The 23,028-nt window shown below is 59.2% G+C and carries 22 protein-coding genes; 12 read left to right on the forward strand and 10 right to left on the reverse strand.

What is annotated here, in order from left to right; all coding sequences use genetic code 11:
- Positions 1–68: 68 nt before the first annotated feature.
- Positions 69–1,433: a glutamate--cysteine ligase gene (locus ELE36_RS18370; RefSeq protein ID WP_129835875.1), complete on the reverse strand. Its 1,365-nt coding sequence runs from the start codon at positions 1,431–1,433 to the stop codon at positions 69–71.
- Between the two features lie 226 nt (positions 1,434–1,659).
- Here ELE36_RS18370 and ELE36_RS18375 point away from each other — a divergent pair, with 226 nt between their 5' ends.
- Positions 1,660–3,207, forward strand: coding sequence for a peptide ABC transporter substrate-binding protein (locus tag ELE36_RS18375; protein WP_129835876.1), 1,548 nt, complete (start codon positions 1,660–1,662; stop codon positions 3,205–3,207).
- Complete coding sequence (locus ELE36_RS18380) at positions 3,204–4,139, forward strand: ABC transporter permease subunit (protein ID WP_129835878.1); 936 nt, start codon at positions 3,204–3,206, stop codon at positions 4,137–4,139. Before ELE36_RS18375 ends, ELE36_RS18380 begins: the two co-directional genes overlap by 4 nt.
- Before the next feature lie 16 nt (positions 4,140–4,155).
- Here ELE36_RS18380 and yihA read toward each other — a convergent pair whose 3' ends face one another.
- Positions 4,156–4,761 carry a ribosome biogenesis GTP-binding protein YihA/YsxC gene (gene yihA, locus ELE36_RS18385; RefSeq protein WP_129835880.1) on the reverse strand — a complete coding sequence of 202 codons (606 nt, stop codon included), beginning with the start codon at positions 4,759–4,761 and terminating at the stop codon, positions 4,156–4,158.
- Positions 4,762–5,021: 260 nt separating this feature from the next.
- Between yihA and ELE36_RS18390 the strand changes: the two genes are divergently transcribed.
- The 4 genes from ELE36_RS18390 (at position 5,022) to ELE36_RS18405 (ending at position 7,969) form a co-directional block, all read left to right on the forward strand.
- Positions 5,022–5,696 (forward strand): c-type cytochrome, encoded by a 675-nt coding sequence (locus ELE36_RS18390; protein WP_129835882.1) that lies wholly within the window; start codon positions 5,022–5,024, stop codon positions 5,694–5,696.
- Between the two features lie 87 nt (positions 5,697–5,783).
- Positions 5,784–6,422, forward strand: a complete 639-nt coding sequence (locus ELE36_RS18395) for a thiol:disulfide interchange protein DsbA/DsbL (protein WP_129835884.1) — start codon at positions 5,784–5,786, stop codon at positions 6,420–6,422.
- 29 nt (positions 6,423–6,451) lie between these two features.
- Positions 6,452–7,114 carry a thiol:disulfide interchange protein DsbA/DsbL gene (locus ELE36_RS18400; RefSeq protein WP_129835886.1) on the forward strand — a complete coding sequence of 221 codons (663 nt, stop codon included), beginning with the start codon at positions 6,452–6,454 and terminating at the stop codon, positions 7,112–7,114.
- Between the two features lie 69 nt (positions 7,115–7,183).
- On the forward strand, positions 7,184–7,969 hold the full coding sequence (locus ELE36_RS18405; protein ID WP_129835888.1) for an endonuclease/exonuclease/phosphatase family protein: 786 nt from the start codon (positions 7,184–7,186) through the stop codon (positions 7,967–7,969).
- A 186-nt stretch (positions 7,970–8,155) separates the two neighbouring features.
- Here ELE36_RS18405 and ELE36_RS18410 read toward each other — a convergent pair whose 3' ends face one another.
- Positions 8,156–11,071, reverse strand: coding sequence for a TonB-dependent receptor domain-containing protein (locus ELE36_RS18410; RefSeq protein ID WP_129835890.1), 2,916 nt, complete (start codon positions 11,069–11,071; stop codon positions 8,156–8,158).
- 335 nt (positions 11,072–11,406) lie between these two features.
- Between ELE36_RS18410 and ELE36_RS18415 the strand changes: the two genes are divergently transcribed.
- Complete coding sequence (locus ELE36_RS18415) at positions 11,407–13,458, forward strand: transglycosylase SLT domain-containing protein (protein ID WP_129835892.1); 2,052 nt, start codon at positions 11,407–11,409, stop codon at positions 13,456–13,458.
- Between the two features lie 90 nt (positions 13,459–13,548).
- Here the strand turns inward: ELE36_RS18415 and ELE36_RS18420 are convergent, their stop codons facing one another.
- On the reverse strand, positions 13,549–14,142 hold the full coding sequence (locus ELE36_RS18420; RefSeq protein WP_129835894.1) for a hypothetical protein: 594 nt from the start codon (positions 14,140–14,142) through the stop codon (positions 13,549–13,551).
- Between the two features lie 212 nt (positions 14,143–14,354).
- Here ELE36_RS18420 and ELE36_RS18425 point away from each other — a divergent pair, with 212 nt between their 5' ends.
- The gene (locus ELE36_RS18425) at positions 14,355–15,290 is read left to right on the forward strand and encodes a complex I NDUFA9 subunit family protein (protein ID WP_129835896.1); all 936 of its coding nucleotides are present in this window, start codon (positions 14,355–14,357) and stop codon (positions 15,288–15,290) included.
- Between the two features lie 56 nt (positions 15,291–15,346).
- Entirely contained in the window at positions 15,347–16,600 is a 1,254-nt protein-coding gene (locus ELE36_RS18430; protein WP_129835898.1) for a multifunctional CCA addition/repair protein, read from the forward strand.
- Positions 16,601–16,641: 41 nt separating this feature from the next.
- Here ELE36_RS18430 and ELE36_RS18435 read toward each other — a convergent pair whose 3' ends face one another.
- On the reverse strand, positions 16,642–17,820 hold the full coding sequence (locus tag ELE36_RS18435; RefSeq protein ID WP_129835900.1) for a class I SAM-dependent methyltransferase: 1,179 nt from the start codon (positions 17,818–17,820) through the stop codon (positions 16,642–16,644).
- Positions 17,821–17,948: 128 nt separating this feature from the next.
- Here ELE36_RS18435 and ELE36_RS18440 point away from each other — a divergent pair, with 128 nt between their 5' ends.
- Positions 17,949–18,692 carry a pteridine reductase gene (locus ELE36_RS18440; protein ID WP_129835902.1) on the forward strand — a complete coding sequence of 248 codons (744 nt, stop codon included), beginning with the start codon at positions 17,949–17,951 and terminating at the stop codon, positions 18,690–18,692.
- A 40-nt stretch (positions 18,693–18,732) separates the two neighbouring features.
- Here ELE36_RS18440 and ELE36_RS18445 read toward each other — a convergent pair whose 3' ends face one another.
- The 5 genes from ELE36_RS18445 to tsaD form a co-directional block, all read right to left on the reverse strand.
- Positions 18,733–19,179, reverse strand: a complete 447-nt coding sequence (locus tag ELE36_RS18445) for a hypothetical protein (RefSeq protein WP_129835904.1) — start codon at positions 19,177–19,179, stop codon at positions 18,733–18,735.
- 30 nt (positions 19,180–19,209) lie between these two features.
- Positions 19,210–20,052 carry a DUF6159 family protein gene (locus ELE36_RS18450; RefSeq protein WP_129835906.1) on the reverse strand — a complete coding sequence of 281 codons (843 nt, stop codon included), beginning with the start codon at positions 20,050–20,052 and terminating at the stop codon, positions 19,210–19,212.
- 135 nt (positions 20,053–20,187) lie between these two features.
- Positions 20,188–20,679, reverse strand: a complete 492-nt coding sequence (gene folK / locus ELE36_RS18455; RefSeq protein WP_129835908.1) for a 2-amino-4-hydroxy-6-hydroxymethyldihydropteridine diphosphokinase — start codon at positions 20,677–20,679, stop codon at positions 20,188–20,190.
- Positions 20,679–21,038 (reverse strand): dihydroneopterin aldolase, encoded by a 360-nt coding sequence (gene folB, locus ELE36_RS18460; RefSeq protein WP_129835910.1) that lies wholly within the window; start codon positions 21,036–21,038, stop codon positions 20,679–20,681. The genes folK and folB overlap by 1 nt, the downstream gene beginning before the upstream one ends.
- Before the next feature lie 103 nt (positions 21,039–21,141).
- Complete coding sequence (gene tsaD / locus ELE36_RS18465; protein ID WP_242512305.1) at positions 21,142–22,152, reverse strand: tRNA (adenosine(37)-N6)-threonylcarbamoyltransferase complex transferase subunit TsaD; 1,011 nt, start codon at positions 22,150–22,152, stop codon at positions 21,142–21,144.
- A gap of 88 nt (positions 22,153–22,240) precedes the next feature.
- Between tsaD and rpsU the strand changes: the two genes are divergently transcribed.
- Together rpsU and ELE36_RS18475 are read left to right on the forward strand one after the other, a co-directional pair.
- Positions 22,241–22,456, forward strand: coding sequence for a 30S ribosomal protein S21 (gene rpsU, locus ELE36_RS18470; protein ID WP_129835914.1), 216 nt, complete (start codon positions 22,241–22,243; stop codon positions 22,454–22,456).
- Between the two features lie 66 nt (positions 22,457–22,522).
- A complete protein-coding gene (locus ELE36_RS18475; RefSeq protein ID WP_129835916.1) occupies positions 22,523–22,975 on the forward strand; it encodes a GatB/YqeY domain-containing protein in 453 nt (150 codons plus the stop codon).
- Positions 22,976–23,028 lie beyond the last annotated feature (53 nt).

Below are 23,028 nucleotides of genomic sequence, written 5' to 3' on the forward strand. Positions count from 1 at the left end.
AAACTTGAGCCTCGGAGCGTAGGCATTTGGCAGGGTCAATGGCCAATCAAAAGCTTTAAATATCGATATCAATAAGCAAACTCGCTGAACACCGGATCGACGCTGCCTTTCCATTGCTTGTGGAACAGTTCGAGCTTGCGCTCTGCCGGGGTTTGATTTGCTTCGGCGAATTCGATCAGCGGTTCGATGAAACTGCTTTCGTCGGCGCCTTTGCTGTTCTTGCGCGCGCGGCGTTGCAGGCCGGCGTGCGCGATCTTGAGCGTCTGGATGGCGAGGTCGCGCAGGGTACCATTGCGGAACGGTGTTTTGAGTGCGTTTCGGGCGACGCCGTCACGCAACTGGTTGCGTTCGACCATCGAGAAATCCTTGACGAGATCCCACGCCGCATCGAGTGCGGCATCGTCGTACAGCAGGCCGACCCAGAATGCGGGCAACGCACACAGACGATTCCACGGGCCACCGTCGGCGCCACGCATTTCCAGATAACGTTTCAGACGCACTTCGGGGAACGACGTGGTCATGTGGTCGGCCCAGTCTTTCAGCGTCGGTTTTTCACCGGGCAACGCCGGCAGTTTGCCGTCCATGAAATGGCGGAACGATTGTCCGCTGGCATCGATATATTTGCCGTCGCGATAGACGAAATACATCGGCACGTCGAGCAGATAATCGACGTAACGCTCGAAGCCAAAACCGTCCTGGAACACGAAGTCGAGCATGCCGGTGCGATCGGGATCGGTATCGGTCCAGATATGCGAGCGGTAGCTGAGAAATCCGTTCGGCTTGCCTTCGGTGAATGGCGAATCGGCGAACAATGCCGTGGCGATCGGTTGCAACGCGAGCGAGACACGGAATTTCTTGACCATGTCCGCCTCGCTGGCGAAATCAAGATTGACCTGCACGGTACATGTGCGCGTCATCATGTCGAGGCCGAGATTGCCGCGTTTGGGCATGTACGAGCGCATGATCGCGTAGCGGCCTTTCGGCATCCACGGCATTTCTTCGCGTTTCCATTTCGGCTGGAAACCCATGCCGAGAAAACCGAGTCCGATTTCTTCCGCAACGGTTTTGACTTCACGCAGATGCGTGCCGACTTCGGCGCAGGTGTCGTGAATGGTTTCGACCTGGCCGCCGGAAAGTTCGAGCTGGCCGGCGGGTTCAAGCGTGATCGAACCATCGCCACGCGTAAGCGCGATGAGGTTGTCGCCTTCAAACACGGGCTGCCAACCGAAACGCGTCAGACCTTGCAACATCGCGCGGATGCCCTGCTCGCCTTCGTAGGTCGGCGGACGCAAATCATCGAGACGGAAACCGAATTTTTCATGCTCGGTGCCGATGCGCCAATCGGCCGGCACGCGCGTGCCGCCACCAAGGTACTCGACCAGTTCGGCACGGTTGTGAATCGGGATACTTTTTTCTGCACTGGGACCGGACACACCCACCTCACCTGAATTAAGCCTAGCCCCTCACATGGGGCCGCGCTGACGAAACGAAAGGAGCGGCACGGAAGTTTCTTCACGGCTTGCGCGCCAGCGCGTTTGGCCGAACACTTCATGCGTGCACTCGATCACTATAACAACTCGTTCGCGGCGATGGCTGCATGCCTTGTCGGCATTGGCGTGGCTGTCCGTCGTCGCGGTGTCGAACGCGCTTGCCGCAGATATGAGCGAGCGCACGCTCACGCGCGGCAACGGCCCCGAACCCGCGACGCTCGACGCCCATCGCTGCCAGGAAGTCGCTTGCGGCAACATCCTGCGCGATCTGTACGAAGGTCTGGTGACCGAGACGGCCGATGGCACGTTGATCCCCGGCGTGGCAAAAAGCTGGAGTCATTCCCTGGATGAGCGCGTGTGGCAATTCGAGTTGCGCGACGACGCACGCTGGTCGAACGGCGAGCCACTGACCGCGCAGGATTTTGTGGCGAGCCTGCAACGCGCGTTGACGCCACAAACCGCCGCGCCGCTGGCGCAATTGCTCAGTCCGATTGCGCACGGCGCCGAGATCATGCGCGGCATTGCCGAGCCGGCGACACTCGGCGTGATTGCGCTCGATGCCCATCGGCTCGAAATCCGACTTGATCGACCGGCGCCGCTGCTCGATCTGCTCGCTCTGCCGATCGCGTTCCCCGTGTATATGCCTGCGGTGGCGCGTTACGGCGCGCAACATGCGCGACCGGGAAATCTGGTCGGCAATGGCGCTTACATCTTGAGCGCATGGACGCCGCAAGCATCGCTGAGCCTGCAAAAAAATCCGCATTTCCGCGACGCCGATTCGGTCCATTTTTCGCGCATCAACTACATCGTCACTGAAGACGCGGTGAGCGAGCTCAAACGATTTCGCGCGGGTGATATCGACCTGACCGAAACGCTGCCGCCGCAATCGTTGTCGGCGTTGCGCGCGGAGTTTGGCGATACCTTGCACATCGACCCGTATCTCGGCAGTTTTTATTTCGGCTTCAACCTCACGCGTGCGCCGTTGCAGAACAATCTCGCACTGCGCGAAGCGCTGGCACTGAGCATCGATCGCGATATTCTCACGCGGTACATTACCTGCCTCGGTGAGCAGCCGGCGTATGGTCTGGTGCCGCCGAGCCTGCGCGATTACCAGGCGCAATCGATGACCAGCAGCACGCTTACCGCGGCACAACGCGAAAGCCTCGCGCAACAACGTTTTGCCGAGGCCGGTTATTCCAAGGCACAGCCGCTGAGTATCGAGATCCGTTACAACACCTCGACCCTGCACCGCAAACTCGCGCTGGCGGTGGCGGCGATGTGGCGCAAGTTGCCGGGGTTGCATGTAACGCTGCGCAATCAGGAGTGGAAAGTGTTTGTGCAGGAACGCCGCCAGCGTGCGATCACGCAGGTTTTTCGCGCCGGCTGGATCGCTGATTACAACGATGCGCTGAGTTTTCTCGACGGCTTCGTTAGCGACAACGCGCTCAACAACAGTGGTTATCACGACGCCGAATTCGATGCATTCCTGAGTGCGGCGCGACAGCTGCCGATCGGTCCACAACGCAGCGCACTGCTGCAGCAGGCCGAGGCAAAATTGCTGCGCGATCAGGCGCTGCTGCCGATTTATTTCTACACGTCGAAACATCTGCTTCGATCCGGCATCACAGGGTTTGCGGCGAATCCGCTCGACCATCATGCGTCCCGCTGGCTGAGTGAAGATGCGTCGACGCAAACGCGCAGCGCGGCAACGCCATGATGCGCAAACTGCTGCTGCGCCTTTGTGGTGCAGCGCTGACGTTGTGGCTGCTTGTGACCCTATGTTTTGTGTTGCTGCACGCCGCACCGGGCGGGCCGTTCGATGCGGAAAAATCCGCACCACCCGAAGTTGTCGCGCATCTCGCCGCGCTGTACCACCTCGATCAACCGCTGTGGCGGCAATATCTGGATTACCTCGCGCAACTTTCGCATGGCGATCTGGGGCCGTCGTTTCAGTACCCGGACTTCAGCGTGAACGAACTGGTCGCGCAAGGTTTGCCGATATCGTGTCTGACCGGTGGCCTGGCATTGCTGCTCGCGCTGCTGGTCGGCGTGCCACTCGGCACGATCGCGGCGTTGCGGCATCAGCATATGAGCGATCGTTTGCTCATGGCGATAGCGAGCATCAGCCAGGCGTTACCGAAGTTCGTGATCGCGCCACTGCTGATTTTATTGTTCGCGGTGAAACTGCATTGGCTGCCCGCCGGCGGTTGGGCGAGTGGCGACGGCAGCAGCGGCAACTGGCGCTATGTGGTGTTGCCGGTGATCGCGCTGGCGCTGCCGAATCTTGCGTATTGCGCGCGGCTGATGCGCGCGAGTCTGATCGAGGTATTGCAATCCGATTATCTGCGCGCCGCGCGATCACGCGGTTTTGGCGAGGCACGATTATTGTTTGTGCACGCGTTCAAGCCCGCGCTATTGCCGCTGATCGGCTGGCTCAGTCCGGCGCTGATCGCGGTCGTCACCGGCTCGGCCGTGGTCGAGCAGATCTTCGGCACTCCGGGCATTGGCCGTTATTTCGTGCAAGGCGCGTTGAACCGCGATTACACGCTCGTGCTCGGCGTCGTGCTGGTCGCGGGGGCGATGGTGATCGCGGTGAATGTGCTCGTCGATGGATTCCGTTTGTGGCTCGACCCGCGTCAGCGCGAGTGAGCTTGCAACGACGCGCCTAGAGTTCGATGCCGAGCCACAGACCCAGCTGCTTGCGCGCTTCTTCGACACCGGTTTTTTTGCTCGACGAAAACAATTGCGCGCTGGCGTGTTCGCTGATCGCGGTGATCTGTTTTTTTACCGTCGCGAGAGTTTTCTGGCCTTCGCTGAAGGTGAGTTTGTCGGCCTTGGTGATCAGGCAATGACACGGCAGGTCGATTGCTGCGCAAAACGTCAGCATCTGCTGATCGAATTCCTTGAGTGGATGGCGCGCGTCCATGATCAGCACGATGCCACGCAGCGAATCGCGAATGCGCAAGTATTTGTCGATCAGCAGGCGCCAGTGATCGCGCAGCTTTTGCGGCACTTCGGCATAACCATAGCCCGGCAAGTCGATCAGGCGGCGCGAAGAATCCATCGTGAACACCACCAGTTGCTGGGTGCGGCCCGGCGTCTTGCTGGTGCGCGCGAGGCCGACGTGGTCGCAGATTGCATTGATCGCACTCGACTTGCCCGCGTTGGAGCGCCCGGCAAACGCGATTTCGAGGCCGCTGTCGTCCGGCAGTTGTTCGAGTTGATGCGCGCTCAAGGCGTAAGCTGCTTGGGCGAAAGGATTACTTTTCATGAGGTACTCGGAGCGGGCAGCGTGGTCGGCAGTTTAACCGCTTGCGTGCGGCGCGCGGACAATCGCGGCCGTGATCGCACTGCTGTCGGCCAAGACAAACCGCTGCGCACCTGCCTATTCGCAGACAGATCTGCCGCAAAGCGCCACCGGTTTGACCGCGTTGCGGCGGCGCTGGTATATAATTTCGCCGTTTTCCGCGGCATTCGCGGATGCGCCGTTGGCGCACGATCGGTTATCAATAATTTTCTGGAGTGAAGTGTATGAGCTTTCGGCGAGTATTTGCGCTGGCGCTAGTGTTTGCAGTCGGTGCCGTTCAGGCCGAAGAAGCCGCCAAGACGGTGATCGTGGGCGATGCCAAGGCCGGCGAAACCAAGTCTGCTACGTGCGGCGCGTGTCACGGTCTGGACGGCAATTCCGCGTCGGCCCAATATCCGAAACTTGCCGGGCAGCACGAACAGTACATCGCGCGCCAGATCACGCTGATCAAGACGATGAAACGCGAAGCGCCGGTGATGATGGGTTTTGCCGCGACATTGTCCGATCAGGACATGCACGATCTCGGTGCGTATTTCGCGAGCAAGAGTTCGACCCCGGGTGTGGCCGACGACAAGATGAAAGTACGCGGTCAGGCACTTTATCGCGGCGGCGACAAGGACGCCGGTGCACCGGCCTGCATGGCTTGTCACGGCCCGGACGGTCGCGGCAATCCGGCGGCGGGTTATCCGCAGCTCGCCGGACAATATGCCGACTACATTTCTGCCAAGCTCAAGGATTGGCATGACGGCAAGAGCTGGGGCGACGACGAACACGCCAAGATCATGCCGGCGATTGCGATGCGCTTGTCGGCCGATGATATCGCGGCGCTTTCCTCTTACATCGAAGGCCTGCACAACGCTGGCTCGGCCAGTGCCGAGACCGGCAAGAGCGCTCGATAAACGCAGCCACAACCGCCAACCATGCCGCGCGGAACCTAAACCGCACGCGGTGTGTCTGACACCGCTCACCGCACTCTGAGGTTCTCGATGTACAAAATCATTTTCAGCCTGCTGGCCACTCTGGCCGTTGCCCATTCCGCCGTGGCAGTCGAAGCGGCGAAAGCGGGCAAGTGGGTAGAGGGCAAGGATTATTTCCTGGTCGAGCCGGCGCAAACCACCAACACCGGTGACAAGATCGAAGTGCTGGAAGTTTTCAGCTACGGCTGTCCGCATTGCGCCGACTATCAGCCCACCGCCGACAAAATGCAGAAGAGCCTGCCAGCGAATGCGCAATGGCTCTATATGCCAGCGGATTTCCAGCCCGGCTGGCCGATCTACGCGCGCGCTTATTACACGGCGCAGGCACTCGGTATTTTCGAGAAAAGTCATCAGGCCTTGCTGAACGCGATCTACGTCACCCACACTGTGCCGCAGAAACTCAACAGCATTGATGACCTCGGCAGCTTTTATGCGGACTATGGCGTGAAGGCACAGGATTTTATCGACACCGCAAAATCCTTCGCCATCGATACCAAAGTCAAGCGCGCGAGCGCGATGCAGAAAGCCTACGGCGTCGAAAGTACGCCGTCTTTCATCGTCAACGGCAAGTATCGTGTGCGTGTAGGCGCGGACACCGCTGATATCGTGCAATATCTGGTAGCGCGCGAAAGCGGCGCGGCCAAATAATTCTTAACGATCGATTACGGAGATACCCCATGTTGCAGCGTTTCGCCTTCATCGTCGCCGGCTTGCTGCTGGTTACCGCCGGTCATGCCGAGGAAAAAGCCGCGCCCGCCGCAACGCGCACGTGGGAAGCCGGCAAGGATTATGTCCTTATCAATCCGCCGATTCCCACCAGCACGGGCGACAAGATCGAAGTGCTCGAGGTGTTTAGCTACGCCTGCCCGCATTGCGCGCACTTCCAGCCGTATGTGGATCAGCTCAAGGCGAAGTTGCCGAGCAACGCGCAATTCGTCAGCCTGCCAGCGGTTTTCAATCCGGCGTGGGAGCCTTACGCACGCGGTTTTTATACCGCACAATCGTTCGGTATTCTGGACAAGAGTCATCAAGCGCTGCTGGATGCGATCCATCGCGACCACAAGCCGTTGCGCACGATCCAAGACCTCGCGAATTTTTATGCCGACTACGGCGTGAAGTCGGAAAATTTCCTGTCCACGGCAGGTTCGTTTGTGATTGAAGGCAAACTCGCGCACGGCAACGACCTCGTGCGCAGCTACGGCGTCGAAGGCACGCCAACCCTGATCGTCAATGGCAAATACCGCGTTTCGGTCAACGATCACGGTGTGCAGTTCCCGGAAATGATTGCGATCGCAGAATTTCTGGTCGCCCAGGAAAGCGCCGGCAAAAAAGCCAAATAATCGGCACACGCAACATCGACAGCGCTGCCGTCGCAGCCTGTTCACAACACAAACTGATAGTCTCGTGTCATGATCGCCACTATCGCCGAGGCTACACCCGACTCCACCAGCACTGCAGGCACGCGCCTGCAGTTGCTGAGCTGCAATATCCTCGCCGGCACCAGCGTCAGCGGCTACCGCGATTACGTTACCAAAAGCTGGACGCAGGTTTTACCGGCGCGCAGCAAGCGCAACAACCTTGATGAACTTGCGCTGCGTGTGACCGAATTCGACCTGGTCGGATTGCAGGAAGCCGATGCCGGCAGTCTGCGCTCGGGATTTTTGAACCAGATCCAGTATCTCGCCGAGACTGCGCATTTTCCATTCTGGAGCCATCAGCCGAATCGCAAGGTCGGCCAGTTTGCGCATTCCAGCAACGGCCTGCTGAGCCGACGCGAGCCGATCGAAGTCATCGACTATCCGTTGCCCGGACGAATTCCCGGACGCGGCGTGCTGTGGGCGCGTTATGGGCCCGAGTGGCATGGGCTGGTGATCCTGGTCGCGCACTTGTCGCTGGGACCGAAAGCGCGGCGACGCCAGCTGGACTTTGTCGCCGAGCTGATCGGCTCGCATACGCATGCGGTATTGATGGGTGACCTGAATTGCACCGCCGACAGCGCCGAGCTGCAAGGTTTGTACGCACGCACATCGCTGACACCGCCGCCTGATCCGCCGCCGACATTCCCGAGCTGGCGACCGTTGCGCGCGATCGACCATATCCTCGTGTCGCAGCATATCCACGTCGAACATCTGCGCACGCTGCCGCATGCGGTGTCGGATCATCTGCCGCTGGCGGCGAGCATTCGCCTGGATTGAGCGTCGCGCTGAGGCAGTACCGCTCTGGCGAAAATTCTCGTGCGCGATCGAATATTTTGTGGCCGGTTAGCGCCGCAAAACGAGCATGAAACCCGCAAGGAATCGGCAGACAAAAAAATAGGGCCGCTCTCGCGGCCCCAAATCATTTTCCCCAGAACCGGTCTTGCGCCGGTGCATAGTTTGTACTTAGAACTTGATGCTGGCTTCGACGTAGCTGAAGCGACCTGGCAAATCGTAGTTCGATGCGTCGTAGCCGTTCAACGAGCAGCTCAGGCAAACCGGCGGATCCTTGTCGAGCAGGTTGTTGACGCCAGCTGAAATCAGCATGTTGAACTTGACCGGCACTTTCCAGCTCGCGCGGATATCGTGATAGGTCGTGGCGCCGAGACGATTAGTACCGTCCGGACGGTTGGGTGCCACATTGCTTCCATTCGGGTTGACGTTGTCGCCGCAGATCGCCGCTCCGCCCGCTGAACCACAATCCTCTTTCAGAGCTGACATATAACGGAGTGTCCAGCGCGCGGTGAAATCGGCCAGCGCCCAGTTCACGTTGAAAGTGCTGCGTATACGCGGAATCCCGCTATCACCGCTTTCCACACCGACCACCTTCGGTTCGATCAAGCCGGTATCCTGGCTAGTCGACTTGTAGTTCATGGTGTACGTGGTCTGGATGCCTGCGCCGAAACGGCCGACGCTAGTGTCGGGCAACGTCCAGTTCAGCCCGACGTCAATACCGTTGGTATCGATACGGCCCAGATTACGCAAAATGTTGTTGAAGCCACTGATCTGGCCCGCAGCGTTACGCGTGATACCCGTGCAATACACCGGATCAAGCGTCTGCGCGCAACGGTTGAGCTGGGTTTGCGCGTCGGGTGCCTGGATCGAGTTATCGACGTGGATCTTGTAATAGTTAACGTCGAAATCGAGCTTCTGCGACCAACCGCTGCTCTCCGCCCAACCTGGGCTGTAGATACCGCCGAGGGTTAGACTCGTCGACGTTTCAGGCTGCAGATCGACGGCACCGCCGGTGATCACCGAGATCTGAGGATTCAGCTGTGCAAATGTCGCCGGATTGGCAATGCCCAGAGCGTGGCAGTTGCTACCGAGTACACCGGTTGCACCGTTGCATGGATCGATCAGGTTGGCGTCGAAACGCGAGAAGCTGCTGTACAACTCGCCGATTGAAGGTGCGCGGAAACCTTCGGCCCAAGTGCTGCGGAAGGTCAGGTCATCAAATACCTGCCAGCGCAGTCCGAGCTTGTTGTTGGTGGTACCGCCGAAATTCGAATAGTCCGAATAACGCGAGGCAACACTCAGATCGAGGTGCTTGATGCCGGTGACATCGGCGATCAGCGGCGCATTCAACTCGACGTAATATTCATTGGTGGAATAACCACCGGTGGTCGCACCGGAAGGCACGCCGTTAGAATCGCCGGCAATGACGACCGAATCCGGCGAATACGAACCATCGTTGCGGCGATGCTCATAACCGGCAGCGGCGGTCAACGCACCGGCGGGTAATGCGAACAGATCGCCAGAAATATTCGCCGACCAAGTCTTGAGTTTTTCGTCACTGCGGTCATTCTCGGTGAACAGAATGTACTTCAGCATTTCCGGGGTGATCGTGCCCGGGCCACCAAACACGTTCAGCGGCACGCACGGCGCCGTGCACGCGCTGACCGGACCAAGTGCATTGAGGATGTGGCGAATATTGTATGTCCCGGTGACGGTCTGATCCGCCTTGTTGTCGCTATCGACAAAGTTCACATCCCACGAATAGTCGTGTCCGGCGAGCTGCAGTGTGCCATTCAAAGTGGCCGACACATAGCGCGTATCGACCGATTGTTTGAAGATACGCGGCCCGCCTTCGATCGGACGGCGTCCCATGCCCCAGTTCGGGTCATTCGGGCTGAGCGTGATGCCGAACGGGTTGTACGGATTGGTGACGTCCACGCCAACGCGGCTGCACAGATCAAGCGCGGCGCAGAAGTTGCCGAGGAAGATCGGCTCCGGCGCGGCTTGGTTTTGCGAATCACGCGTATTGTAGAGACCCTTCAGCGAGAAGTTGATGGTGTCGGTAATGTGGTAGGTGCCCTGCGCGAAGATGCCGGTACGATCGGATGGCGTTTGCAGCAGGTTGAATGGCGCAAAGTTGAAACGATCGACTGATCCACCCCACTGCTTGTATCCACCCGGAAACGCCTGCAAACCACCGGCTGGCGCCTTGCCAATCGCGGTCAGGTCACACACGCCCTCCGGGCACAGCGCGTCGAAATTCGGGCCGCCCGGAGAGGTGAAGTCAACGCGCGAACGCGGCGTAGCCGAGCTGCCGCCGGCCAGACCGATCCCGGGTACCGGAAAGCTCGACTGCGCCCAGTCGCCGGAACTCACGGAATCCTGCTTGAAATGGCTGATGTCCATAAAGAAATCGAACTTCTCGCCACTCGCGCCGAGCGAGATATTGCCGGAATAAGTTTTGCCGTCGCCGACCGAGCCATTGGCACCGTAAATATGCAGACCGATACCATCCTGCTTTTTCTTGGTGATGATGTTGATCACGCCAGCGATCGCATCGGAGCCGTACAACGATGATGCGCCATCAGTAAGGATTTCAATGCGCTCGACGATGCTCGCCGGGATCGTGTTCAGATCAACCGCAGCACTCACGCCCGAAGCAGAAGATTCAGGCACCCAGCGCAGACCATCAACCAGCACCAAGGCACGCTTGGCACCGAGATTGCGCAGCGAGATCGTGGTCGATCCCGAACCGACACCGCCGCCATCCGGCGGAAAGCCGAAGTTGCCGGCAGAATTGAATTTGGTATTCAGCGATGAACCCGATACCGACAGGCGCTGGATCACATCGCCGATCGAGCCGAGACCGGTGTCTTCGATATCCTTGGCCGTGATCGTGATGACCGGGCTCTGCCCTTCGACTTCAGCCTTCTTGATGCGCGAACCGGTCACATTCACGGCTTCGAGCTTTTGGGTGTCATCCCCACCCCGATTATTCTGTTGAGCTAGCACGGGCGCAGCGTACAAGGGCAACAACAAAGCGCTAATCACGCTGACACTTAGCAAACGACGCGGCATCGCATTCATTTGAACCTCTCGGGATAATGGGGTGGATGGACTGAGCGCTACTCGACTTATGACGAGAATGTGAACAAATTGTAATGACAGTGTAATCGTTGCACACAAAAAAACGAATTGCCAGCCCCCTTGTCCGATCCGAGACAATCTCTACGGGGCGGGATCAAGACTTCATACGAGACTTATAAAAATCCATTAACTGACTGTAATACAAGTATTTAATCGACATGGCACGCCGCCTCGTCTATCCTCACGCCATGACTTCGACACGGCCCAAACACGCATCGCAACAAAGCGTTGTCTGGGCCCTCAACTAATTGCAGTTACAACCAACAGCGCTCGATATGCATCTCCCAAAACGTTTTTTTCTGTTGCTGGCGCTCCTGCCGATTTTCGCTACCACGCTATCCATGGCCGAGGTGACGCCCGACAGCGCAACGCTCGCGCGCCAGCGGCTGCAGTTTCAGGCGGCGTATCAAGCGGCACAGCGCGCGCCCGGCGACGCATGGCGCAAACTCAGCGTTGGACTCGAAAACTATCCGCTGTACCCCTACCTCGAACTCGCCGGCCTGCAACAACGCAGCGAACTTGATCGCGCCACCGTCGATGCCTACCTCAAGGCTTGGGCAAACTCGCTGCCCGCGCATTTGTTGCGCGATGCCTATCTGGTGCAACTGGCCAAACGTGGCCTGTGGCAGGATTTTCTTGACCACTACGAAACCAGCAAAAATCGCGAGCTGCGTTGTGACGAATTACAAGCGCGCATCGCGCTCGGTAAAACGCCAAGTTACGGCGACGAGATCGAACCCTTGTGGCTCAGCGCCAGCGCAACACCTGCGGCCTGCGATGCCGTGTTCGCCTGGGCGCGCGCGCAAGGCAGCTTGCAGAGCAAACAATTGTGGCAGCGCCTGGATCTTGCCGCAGCGGCCAACAATGCCGAGCTGACCGGCAACCTCGCCGCGCAATTGCCGGTGAGCGAGCGCGACGACGGCGAGCGTATCGCCGCGAGTCTGCGTGACCCGGCAGCCAATCTCGGCAAAGCCGAAACCTGGCCGGATACCTCACGCGCCCGCGATGCCATCGCTTATGGCCTGAGCCGTTTGGCGAAGAAAAACAGCGAAGCCGCCGAAACGCTATGGGCCAAACTCGGTGACAAATTCAAATTCGAATCGAGCCAACGTGGCCGCATCCTGCATGCGCTGGCGTTGTATCGCGCATCGAGTTTTGCGCCCGATGCGCTGGCGCGGTTGGATGCGTTGCCGGCGGAATTCGGCGACGACGCAACGCGCGAATGGCGTGTGCGTCTGGCGCTCTCGGCACAAAACTGGGCGGATGCGCTTGCCGCGCTGGATAGCCTGAGCGACACACAGAAGGCCGACCCGCGCTGGCGTTACCTGCGCGCGCGCATGCTCATGAAACTCGAGCGCAATAGCGAGGCGAATGCGTTGTTTGCCGCGGTTGCACGCGAGCCGAATTATTTCGGTTTTCTCGCCGCCGATCGCGCGCAGTTACCGTACGCGGTTTGTCCGTTGCAGATCGCCGCAAATACCAGCGCGCAAGCGCAACTCAATGGCTTGCCGGGCCTGCAGCGCGCGTTTGAATTCCAGTCGCTGGGGCGTTTGAAGGAAGCGCGTCGCGAATGGGATTTCACCCTCGCCGATCTCGCGCTTGAACAACGTCGTATCGCCGCCGAAATCGCCAACCAGCGCGGCTGGTACGATCGTGCCGTATTTGCGTTTGCGCATGGCGAAGAATTGCGTCTGTACGATCTGCGCTTTCCGCTCGCGCTGAAGAATGAAGTCGAAACCAATTCGCGCGATACCGGCATCGATCCGGCGTGGACCTACGGCATCATCCGCGCCGAAAGCGCGTGGATGACCGACGCGCATTCGGGCGCCGATGCGTATGGCCTTATGCAGCTTTTGCCGGGCACCGCGGCACGTCTGGCAAAGGCGCAGAAAAGCAGCTACCGCAATGCTGCTGATCTGTACGATCCCGCCACCAATATCGCGCTAGGCACACGTTATCTGAGCAATATGTCGGCGCGTTTCGATGGCCGCACGTGGCTTGCTACCGCGGCTTACAACGCCGGCCCGGAAGCAGTAGACCGCTGGGTCGCACAACGCGGCACTCTCGATCCGGACATTTTTGTCGAGACCATTCCGTACCGCGAAACCCGCGAATATGTTTCCAGCGTGCTCGCCTTTAGCGTGATCTACGACTGGCGCCTGAATCAAACCGCGCTGCCGCTGTCGAGCCGTTTGGCGCTAGCGCTGAATCCGGGTGCGCCGCCCGCGACGGAAACACCGCCGCGCAAGCAGATGAGTTGTCCGCTACCCGAGGTACCAGTGATTACGCCAGCGCCGGCTGACGGTAAAACCGGCGCAACGCAGTAATTAAACGCAATAATCGCTGGATGTTTTTCTGACGAAGGTTCGGAGTCAGCGGCGATGCGTATTCGCCGCCACTGACCGAATCGAGCAAGCTCAACTCGACCAGCAGGTATCGCCTTTTTCGCAAACCAGTTCGTCGCGCACCAGTACCCAGTCGGATACAGGCTGGATCTTGCGCGCGTAAACATAGATGTGTTGATAACCGTCAATACCTACCGACTTCGCACCGACTGACACCATCGTAGAATTCTTCTTTTCGTCAGCCGGCGGCGGTAGTGGATTGCCAAACATCTTGGTGATCGCCGGCGTATACGGCTCAGCGTCCTTCATCGGCACCGTGACCACGATGCGTCGGCCGTCGGCATAACACGACACTCGCACCGACACCGGAATCGCCGCCACGCCCGGATCGAATTCCTGCTTCGGAAAAATCGATTTTTCGCGCTTGCCCGATGCGACAACCTTCGCTGCAAACGGACCAGCATCCAGCGCCGCAGCCGGATTGCCATCGGCATCAATCGGTACAGTGACTGTGACATCGCCGCCAGAAAAATGCGTGGTGCGGAAGGTGGAATGCGCCGGATCGATGCCGCAAAGTTTCGCCTCGTCCTCCGCGCTCTGCGCCACCGCGGCACCGACAAAACCCAACATGACCAGAGCTGCAAAATGGATCAGTAAACTGCGCATGATTTATCTCCAACGTCCGTGAGCGAAAGATAGTATTAGATTTTTCGCCGCTACGCCTGCGCCGCCAAATTGGCGTTTATGCCGAATTCAACAGCCCGGCTACACGCGCAGATTTTTCCGACTGCATATACAAAACTCGGCGATCTTCACGCCGATAAAGCGTGGGTGTTGTTCTACTATTTCGCCATGACTTGTGCAGGTGACCCATCCAAATGAAACCGCAGCATTTGCTCATACTCGGTGGTACCGGTTTTGTCGGCAGCCATTTGTTGCCGCGCCTCGTGCGCGATGGCCATCGCATCACTGTGCTCACGCGCTATCGCGTGGCGCATCGCGGGCTCGCCTTGCTGCCGGGCGTGCGTGTGATCGATGCCGATGTTTACGATGCCGATGTGCTGGCACATGAACTGCGCGACATCGATGCGGCGATCAACCTGGTCGGCATTCTCAACGAGCGCGGTCGCAGCGGGCGCGGTTTTCAAAAAGCACATGTCGAATTGACCCAGGCCTTGATCGCGGCGTGCAAAAAAGTCGGTGTGAAACGGTTGTTGCAGATGAGCGCGCTGAACGCGGGACGCGGCGACAGTTTTTATCTGCAGACGCGCGGCGCGGCGGAAACCGCGATCAGGCAGAGCGATCTGGACTGGACGATTTTCCGGCCGTCGATAATTTTCGGTCGTGGCGACGGTCTGTTTCATCGTTTCGCCGATCTGCTGAAGATCGCGCCAGTGCTGCCGCTCGCTCGCGCCAACGCGCGTTTTGCGCCGGTGTATGTCGGCGACATTTGCGAGGCGTTCGCGCGCAGCCTGCTCACGCCAGAAAGTGTCGGCCAGACCTACGAACTCGGCGGCCCGCAAATCCTCAGCTTGCGCGAAATCGTGCGATACACGGCACTGCTGATACGGCGCAAACGTTTCGTAATCGGCCTGCCGGAAATACTCGGAAAACTGCAAGGCCGCGTGTTCGATTTTGTTCCGGGCAAACCGTTTTCGAGCGACAACTACAAATCGCTATTGCTCGATTCCGTGCCCGAGCACGATGGTCTGGCTGCGCTCGGCATCATACCGACGCCGATGCAAAACATCATGCCGGCATTGCTGCGCGGCGAGAATAAACAGGCGCGACTAGATCGCTATCGCAAAACCTGACGAACCCTCGTCGCGAAAAAAATCACGTCACCGATCGCGCGTGGCACAATTACCGCATGCAAATTTATCTCGTCGGCGGAGCAGTGCGTGATCGCCTGCTCGGCATTCCCATCAAGGATCGCGATTACGTGGTGGTCGGCGCTAGCGCCGAGGACATGTTACGCCTCGGCTACAAACCCGTGGGCAAGGATTTCCCGGTTTTCCTGCATCCGCACAGCGGCGAGGAATACGCGCTCGCACGCACCGAACGCAAAAGCGGCCGCGGTTATCACGGCTTCGAATTCCAGGCCGATGCAAACGTCACCTTGGAACAGGATCTCGCTCGCCGCGATCTGACCATCAACGCAATGGCCGAAGACGAGCACGGCACACTGGTCGATCCGTACGGCGGCGCGCGCGATCTGCACGCGCGGATTCTGCGCCATGTCGCGCCGGCCTTTGTCGAAGATCCGGTGCGGATTTTGCGCGTCGCGCGGTTCGCCGCGCGATTCGCGAATCTCGGTTTTCGGGTCGCCGACGAAACCCGCGCGCTGATGCAGCAGATGACCCGCGATGGTGAGGCCGATCATCTCGTGCCCGAGCGCATCTGGGCGGAAACGCGCAAGGCATTGAGCGAGTCCACGCCGTCTGCGTTCCTGCAAGTGTTGCGCGAATGTGGCGCGCTGAAAATTTTGTTTCCCGAGATCGACGCGTTGTATGGCGTACCGCAACGCGCCGAATTCCATCCCGAGATCGACACCGGCATCCACATTGAACTGGTACTCGATGTCGCCGCGCGCTTGGCGCCGGGCGACACGTTGATCGGCTGGTGCGCGCTCACGCATGATCTCGGCAAGGCGCTGACGCCGGCCGATATTTTGCCGCGGCATATCGGCCATGAACATACCGGTGTGGCGCCGCTGCGCGCTTTGGCAGCACGGCTGAAAGTGCCGGCAGAATATGCGGCGCTGGCCGAACTGGTGTGCAAGTTGCACCTGCAGATGCATCAATTGTTCGAGCTGCGCGCCGAGACATTGCTCAAACTGCTCGAACAACTCGATGCGTTTCGTCGACCCGAACGAGTGCGGCAATTCGCGCTGATATGCGAATGCGACAAACGCGGGCGGCTCGGCCGCGAGCACGAGCCGTATCCGCAAACCGTGTACCTGCTCGCGCTGTTTTCTGCTGCCGCCGCGGTGAGTGCCAAAGTATTTGTCGAGCAGGGATTCAGCGGCATCGAGATCGGCGAAAAAATACGCGCGGCGCGTCTGCAGGCAGTCGCGTCAGTGCGTGCGACACAACGTGCGCAGGATCACGAGGCCGGTTCGTAGCCGAACAAAACTGCGGCCATGCAGCCACGAACTCGCAGCAGCTACAAACGGTGACGCAAACCGCCGAGCACGTGCAAAGCCCAGTCTTCGCCGAGGCCGCGCTGCAATCCCATCACCTGAAAACGTTCGCCCATTTCGCCGGGCAAGGTCAGCCGTTTGATCTCGTTGCCGAGACGCAGGCGTTCGGCATCGGGCAACATTGCCGATTGCATGAGGATTTCCGGTAGACCGTTGCCGAGCACGAACTGCGCTTGCGACGAATATCCGGCGAGCGCAAAACCCGCGCTGGCACCGGCTTCGGCGAGCGCAGTGAAATCGACGAATGCGGTGATGTCCTGCAGCCCCGGCAGAAACAAGACATCGCCATGCGCGCGATGGCGATAGTGGCAAATCAAACTGCCATCGCTGCGCTCGGGCGCGTAGAACTCGCGGCGCGCATAACCGTAGTCGACAAACAGCGCGAGACCCTGGCGCAACGATCCGATCACCGCGGCGATCCACCAGGGCAATTGCGGCAGAATTTCCGAACGGTAACCATCGGCAAAAGTCAGCCCGAGATAACGCTCGACCGATCGCACCGCAGTTGTCGTCAGCGTATCGGCAGGATGTATATCGATACGCAATTCACCGAGCGCATCGCAGAGCACAACCTCTTCAAAAACCTCGCGGTCGCGTATCACAAAACGCGTGGTCGGCAGTGCATCGAGCACTTCGTTAGCGAACAAAACCCCGTGCCAGTCTTCGTGCGGTGGGCGTTCGATCCAGTGCACGCGGCTACTCAATGGCAACGGCAGCGATTCGTGCAACAAAGCGTGCTGGCGTTCGCGCAAATCGGCGCTGGGTTCGAGCATCAGGTAACGCCGCGGCAATGCGTCGAGTTCGGCCAGCGCCAGCAACAGGTCGCGCGCGAAGGCCCCACTGCCGCCGCCGAGTTCGACGAACAGCGCATGCGGGCCAAGCTCGCGCAGCAATGGCGCCACGGCATGCGCAATACAACGTGCGAAAATATCGCCGAGCTCGGGCGCGGTTATAAAATCGCCGGCGGCGCCGAACTTGGTTTTGCCCGCGCTGTAATAACCGAGCCCCGGCGCGTACAAGGCCAGCTCCATGTAACGCGAAAGCGGAATCGATCCGCGCGCCGTTATCTCGGCACGAATCAGCGCCAGCAGCTTTTCACTGTGGGCTAGTTCGTCGCTGGTTGGCGTGGGCAAGGTCGACATGAAGGGTGAGCTGCCTGGCAGATCGGCACAGAAAGACAGGATATTTATTCAGCTGTGTAACATGCAGGGTGCGTGCTACAGAATAGCAGTTCGACCCGCCGCTACCCATACACCATGCAGGATAAGCCATGACCGCCGAATTACGTCCCGTTGTATTGATCACCGGCGCCGCGCGCCGCGTCGGTAGCGTCATCGCGCGGCGTTTGCATGCATCAGGTTATGACGTGGCATTGCATTGCCGACACTCGCGGGCCGAACTCGATGTTTTGATCGCCGAACTCGAAACGCAGCGCCTCGGCAGCACGCTCGCGCTGCAGGCGGATCTGGCGGATGTGGAAAATCTGCCGACACTCATCGATGCCGTTATCGCGCGTTTTGGCCGGCTCGATGGCCTGATCAACAACGCATCTAGTTTTTATCCGACCGCGATCGGCGCCACCACACCCGCGCAATGGGACGAACTGTTCGCCAGCAATGCACGCGCGCCGTTCTTTCTCGCTCAGGCGGCAGCGCCGCATCTGAAAAGTGCACAAGGCAACATTGTGAACCTTGTCGACATTTACGCCGAACGCCCGTTGCCCGGCCACACTGTGTATTGCATGGCCAAGGCCGCACTCGCGATGCTGACGTATTCGCTGGCCAAGGAACTCGGCCCCGAAGTAAGAGTCAACGGCGTCGCCCCCGGCGCGGTGATGTGGCCGGAACAAGGCAAGGAATACGCGGATCGCGAGGAGCTGGTCAAACGCAGCGCATTGAAGCGCGCCGGTTCGCCGGACGATGTTGCGGGCGCGGTGCTTTATCTGCTGCGTGATGCGGGGTTTGTTACGGGGCAGATTTTGCGGGTTGATGGTGGACGGACTTTGGTTATTTGAAAGCCACGGACAAATACTTCGTGGCTCTTGTGTCAATACTCTAAGCGAGCAAGATGGTTCCGACGACAATGGCAAGCAGCCCAACAAACCAAGTGCCCATGACGGGGACATACAATTTGTTTCGCCGCAGCGCGATGTAGATGTAACCGGGCACGAATAAAGATAGACCTCCTTGCACAAAACTCACATTGAACATGAGAATACTGCCGACAAGCTGCGAACCCAAAACGACAATAAAACCGATCACGATGATTGATCGTTCAAACAGTTTCGGCGTGCCGAATTTGTATTGATCAGGAATCACGCCGGCGTACCAAGCACAGGCAACACAAAGTGCAATTGTGGCAAAGGCAATCAAGACAGTGACCAGCCAGTCAAGTATTGCCTTGCGCGTGCGTCTCGACTTGGCGATCGCGCGCGCACGCGTCAAGGCAACTTGATCTTTCTCAGGCTCGGCGCTGCCGAATGTTGGCTCGATACGTTGCATCAGTCACATTGCCTGAAATGGATGTCCCAACTACTTCTGCTTGAACGCAGTCGCCACAAGCGCATTATCGAACCCACCACCGACCACACCTTCCTCGGCGTAGCGATACACCGCGGCGGCGTAGATGCCCTGCAGCGCGGCTTGCACCAGCGCGAGCATCAAAGCAGCGATTACGCACAATACGATCACGACACCGATCAGGATGACCGAGTGCGATACCGCTGCAAGAGTGATGAGTCCGGCGGCGGCCAGGATCAAACCGAAGATCAACAGACCGAAGACCACGCCGATGCCGGCGTTGCCGATCAGGCTTTCGCCCCAGGTGCGCTTGAGCAGTTCGGCGCTGCGCTTGACCGCATCGAACGGGCCGACATCGCTGTTGACGAGCACCGGCACGACCAGGAAAGTCGCGAGCGACCAGCCCATGCCGATCAGGCTGATGACCCACTGGCCGATGAATCCGGCGCGATCCTGCAAGGCGCGCAATACCATGCCGACCGTGGCGGAGATCACCGCGTAGCCGAAAATCGTCGGCAGCTTCGACATGGCGATGCGGAATCCATCGGCCGCGGTCGGCGTGCCGCCGCGCAAATGGATGGTCACGGCGCCGATCAGCGCCGTGTTGAAAAAGATGATGACGAAATATTGCACGAGGTAGAACAGGAACATCAACACCGCACCACCCGGACTCACATGCGTGCGCGAGGCCTGCTGCAGCTCGCCGGTGAATGCCATCGGCAGAAAGAAACTGGCAGTGACGATGATGGTGCAGATCGCTGACAAGGCCGGAAATACCAGCAAAGTTTTCTGCGCGCGCAATACGCCAGCACTCGCCTTGACCAACGCCCAACTGCGTGAAAATTTCTCGAACATGATTTACTCCCCGGCAAAGATTATTGGTTGGATGCGTTCTAACATTGCGCCGCGATGGCGTAAAGCATCGCGTGAGATTCCGTGTTTTTCAGCGCAAAGATGGCAATGATTGCGCGCAGGGAATTCGCGATGGGACTATCCGAGAATATCGGCGAGGCGTTCAAGCGGCTCGCTCGTCACGTCGAACTCGAGCCAAAGTTGCGCCAGTGTTTTATGCAACAGCGGATGCAAAACCAACGGCGCGATTTCGGCGAGCGGACACAACACAAACGCGTGCTTGAGCTCCTTGCGCGGCAGTTCGAGATTTCCCGCGCCACGCAGGATCAGATCGTCGTACAACACGATATCGATATCCAGCGTACGGCTGGCGAAACGTGGCTGGTCGCGGCGGCGGCCGTGCTGGTCTTCGAGTCTGTGCAACCAGTCATTCAGCTCGACGGGTGGTATCGTCGTTTCGATGATCGCGGCCATATTGAGAAAATCCGGGCCGTCGAATCCGATCGCCCGGCAGCGATACAGCGATGACAGCACGACCGCGCCGAACTGCGCGCGCAAGTCGAGAATCGCCGCGCGCAGGTTTTTTTCCGGATCGATGTTCGAGCCGAGGCTGAGATAGGCGTATGGCATCAGCCAGGTTTGTCGCCGCGCTCGATGCAAACACCAACCGCACGCGCGCCGCGCACGGCGCCGGGTTTGGACAATTTCAGGCGCACCCAGCTCACTCCGAACTCGTTGCGCACGATCGCTGCACAACGCTCGGCCAGGGTTTCCACAAGTTCACATGTGGAAGATTCCACAAATCCAATCAGACGCTTGCTGACCGCCTTGTAGTTGAGCGTATCGTCGATGTGATCGCTGGCAGCAGGTCGGGTGTTGTCGAACGCCATTTCCAGATCGAGTGCCACGACCTGGCGAATCTTGCGCTCCCAGTCATAGATGCCGATGACGGTTTCGATGCGCAGGTCTTCGATGAATACGATGTCCATGGTGCGGTTTCCGTGAATCGTGGGGCGAATATCGCGCTCGGCCGCGATGCAGCAAGCCGTTCGCGTGGATTATTTTTGATCCGGTGACGCCGATGAAGAGCGATTATTCAAGCGCCGACAAGGTTTGCAAATCCCAGCGCGGCCGCACGCTGATTTCCGGTCCCTGCGTTTGTCCGGCTTGCAAGCGTAGCGCACCGGCCAGCGCGATCATCGCGCCGTTGTCGGTGCAGAATTCCGGCCGCGGAAAATACACGCGGAATCCTTCTTTTTCCCCCGCGGCATATAGTTGCTCGCGCAGTTGCCGATTGGCGCCGACGCCGCCCGCAATCACCAGCGACTTCGCGCCGGTTTGCGCCAGCGCGCGGCGACATTTGATCAAAAGCGTATCGACCACGGCCTCCTGAAACCCGCGCGCGATATCCGCCTGTGCGTTCGGCGTGCTGCCGTGTGCCTGCCACGCGAGCAGCACCTGGGTTTTGAGGCCGCTGAAACTGAAATCGAGGCCGGGCCGATCGGTCATCGGGCGCGAAAACTTGAATCGCCCCGCCTGACCGTGTTCCGCCAGTTTCGCCAGCAGCGGGCCACCGGGATACGGCAAACCCATCATTTTGGCGGTCTTGTCGAACGCTTCGCCGGCGGCATCATCGAGCGTATCGCCGAGCAAATGGTATTTACCGATCGCCGCGACTTCGATCAGCATCGAATGTCCGCCGGATACCAGCAACGCCACAAACGGCGGCGCAGGCGGATCGGATTCGAGCAACGGCGCGAGCAGATGGCCTTCCATATGGTGTACGCCGATCGCCGGAATATCGAGCGCGAATGCGAGACTGCGCGCACACGCCGCACCGACCAGCAACGCGCCGACCAAGCCCGGGCCGGCGGTGTAAGCGATGCCGGCGAGTTCGTCCATGCGCAGATTCGCGCTGCGCAGCGTCTGCCGGATCAGCGGCAGCAGCTTGCGCACGTGGTCGCGCGAGGCCAGTTCCGGCACCACGCCGCCATAGTCCGCATGCATGCGAATCTGGCTGTAAAGCTCGTGCGCAAGCAGGCCGCGCTGGCAATCGTAAACTGCCACGCCGGTCTCGTCACACGAGGTCTCTATGCCGAGCACGGGGCCAGGCTTTGCAATTGACTGCTTTGACACGCTAAAATGCACGGCTCGGCCCAAGAACGGGCTTGATTGTACCAGCGGAGAGATCATGCCAAACGTTAAAGTTCGCGAGAACGAACCTTTTGAGTTCGCCCTGCGTCGTTTCAAGCGCACCTGCGAAAAAGCCGGTGTACTGGCCGAAACGCGCAAGCGCGAGTATTACGAAAAGCCGACCCAAGAGCGCAAGCGCAAGGCCGCAGCAGCGGTCAAGCGTCACATTCGCCGGGTATCGCGCGATGTGACCAAACGCAAGCGCATGTATTGATAGGGCTTGGCTCCGCCAGTTTCAAGCGCGCCTGAAAAGGCACTATTGGAAGCGGAGCCGATCACCATGACGCTGAAAGCTCGCCTCTTCGAGGACATGAAAGCCGCCATGCGCGCGGGCGAAAAAGATCGCCTGGGCGTCATTCGGCTGGTCAACGCTGCCATCAAGCAGCGTGAAGTCGATGAGCGCATCGAGGTTGACGACACCCAGGTGCTCGCCATCCTCGAAAAAATGCTCAAGCAGCGGCGTGATTCGGTCAGCCAGTTCGATGCCGCCGGTCGCGGCGATTTGTCAGCCGTCGAGAATTACGAAATCGGCGTGATCCAAACCTACCTGCCGGCGCAACTCTCCGCGGCCGAGGTAGACGAGATCATCGCGGCATCGATAGTCGAGTCCGGTGCGACCAGCGCCAAGGACATGGGCAAGGTCATGGGTCTGGTAAAACCCAAGGTCGCCGGGCGTGCCGATATGGGCAAATTGTCCGACATCATCAAGACCAAGCTCGCGGCACTGGGCTAGTTGTACTGAGTCGAACATCCGCGGGATGTTTACGCGAAGCCGCTCACCAGCGG

The sequence above is a fragment of the Pseudolysobacter antarcticus genome (assembly GCF_004168365.1).
Classification (GTDB): Bacteria; Pseudomonadota; Gammaproteobacteria; order Xanthomonadales; family Rhodanobacteraceae; genus Pseudolysobacter; species Pseudolysobacter antarcticus.

Coding starts and splice junctions, on each gene's coding strand:
- ELE36_RS18375 (WP_129835876.1), top strand. CDS start 1,660: ATGAGCGAGCGCACGCTCACGCGCGGCAACGGCCCCGAACCCGCGACG.
- ELE36_RS18380 (WP_129835878.1), top strand. CDS start 3,204: ATGATGCGCAAACTGCTGCTGCGCCTTTGTGGTGCAGCGCTGACGTTG.
- yihA (WP_129835880.1), bottom strand. CDS start 4,761: ATGAAAAGTAATCCTTTCGCCCAAGCAGCTTACGCCTTGAGCGCGCAT.
- ELE36_RS18390 (WP_129835882.1), top strand. CDS start 5,022: ATGAGCTTTCGGCGAGTATTTGCGCTGGCGCTAGTGTTTGCAGTCGGT.
- ELE36_RS18395 (WP_129835884.1), top strand. CDS start 5,784: ATGTACAAAATCATTTTCAGCCTGCTGGCCACTCTGGCCGTTGCCCAT.
- ELE36_RS18400 (WP_129835886.1), top strand. CDS start 6,452: ATGTTGCAGCGTTTCGCCTTCATCGTCGCCGGCTTGCTGCTGGTTACC.
- ELE36_RS18405 (WP_129835888.1), top strand. CDS start 7,184: ATGATCGCCACTATCGCCGAGGCTACACCCGACTCCACCAGCACTGCA.
- ELE36_RS18410 (WP_129835890.1), bottom strand. CDS start 11,071: ATGAATGCGATGCCGCGTCGTTTGCTAAGTGTCAGCGTGATTAGCGCT.
- ELE36_RS18415 (WP_129835892.1), top strand. CDS start 11,407: ATGCATCTCCCAAAACGTTTTTTTCTGTTGCTGGCGCTCCTGCCGATT.
- ELE36_RS18420 (WP_129835894.1), bottom strand. CDS start 14,142: ATGCGCAGTTTACTGATCCATTTTGCAGCTCTGGTCATGTTGGGTTTT.
- ELE36_RS18425 (WP_129835896.1), top strand. CDS start 14,355: ATGAAACCGCAGCATTTGCTCATACTCGGTGGTACCGGTTTTGTCGGC.
- ELE36_RS18430 (WP_129835898.1), top strand. CDS start 15,347: ATGCAAATTTATCTCGTCGGCGGAGCAGTGCGTGATCGCCTGCTCGGC.
- ELE36_RS18435 (WP_129835900.1), bottom strand. CDS start 17,820: ATGTCGACCTTGCCCACGCCAACCAGCGACGAACTAGCCCACAGTGAA.
- ELE36_RS18440 (WP_129835902.1), top strand. CDS start 17,949: ATGACCGCCGAATTACGTCCCGTTGTATTGATCACCGGCGCCGCGCGC.
- ELE36_RS18445 (WP_129835904.1), bottom strand. CDS start 19,179: ATGCAACGTATCGAGCCAACATTCGGCAGCGCCGAGCCTGAGAAAGAT.
- ELE36_RS18450 (WP_129835906.1), bottom strand. CDS start 20,052: ATGTTCGAGAAATTTTCACGCAGTTGGGCGTTGGTCAAGGCGAGTGCT.
- folK (WP_129835908.1), bottom strand. CDS start 20,679: ATGCCATACGCCTATCTCAGCCTCGGCTCGAACATCGATCCGGAAAAA.
- folB (WP_129835910.1), bottom strand. CDS start 21,038: ATGGACATCGTATTCATCGAAGACCTGCGCATCGAAACCGTCATCGGC.
- rpsU (WP_129835914.1), top strand. CDS start 22,241: ATGCCAAACGTTAAAGTTCGCGAGAACGAACCTTTTGAGTTCGCCCTG.
- ELE36_RS18475 (WP_129835916.1), top strand. CDS start 22,523: ATGACGCTGAAAGCTCGCCTCTTCGAGGACATGAAAGCCGCCATGCGC.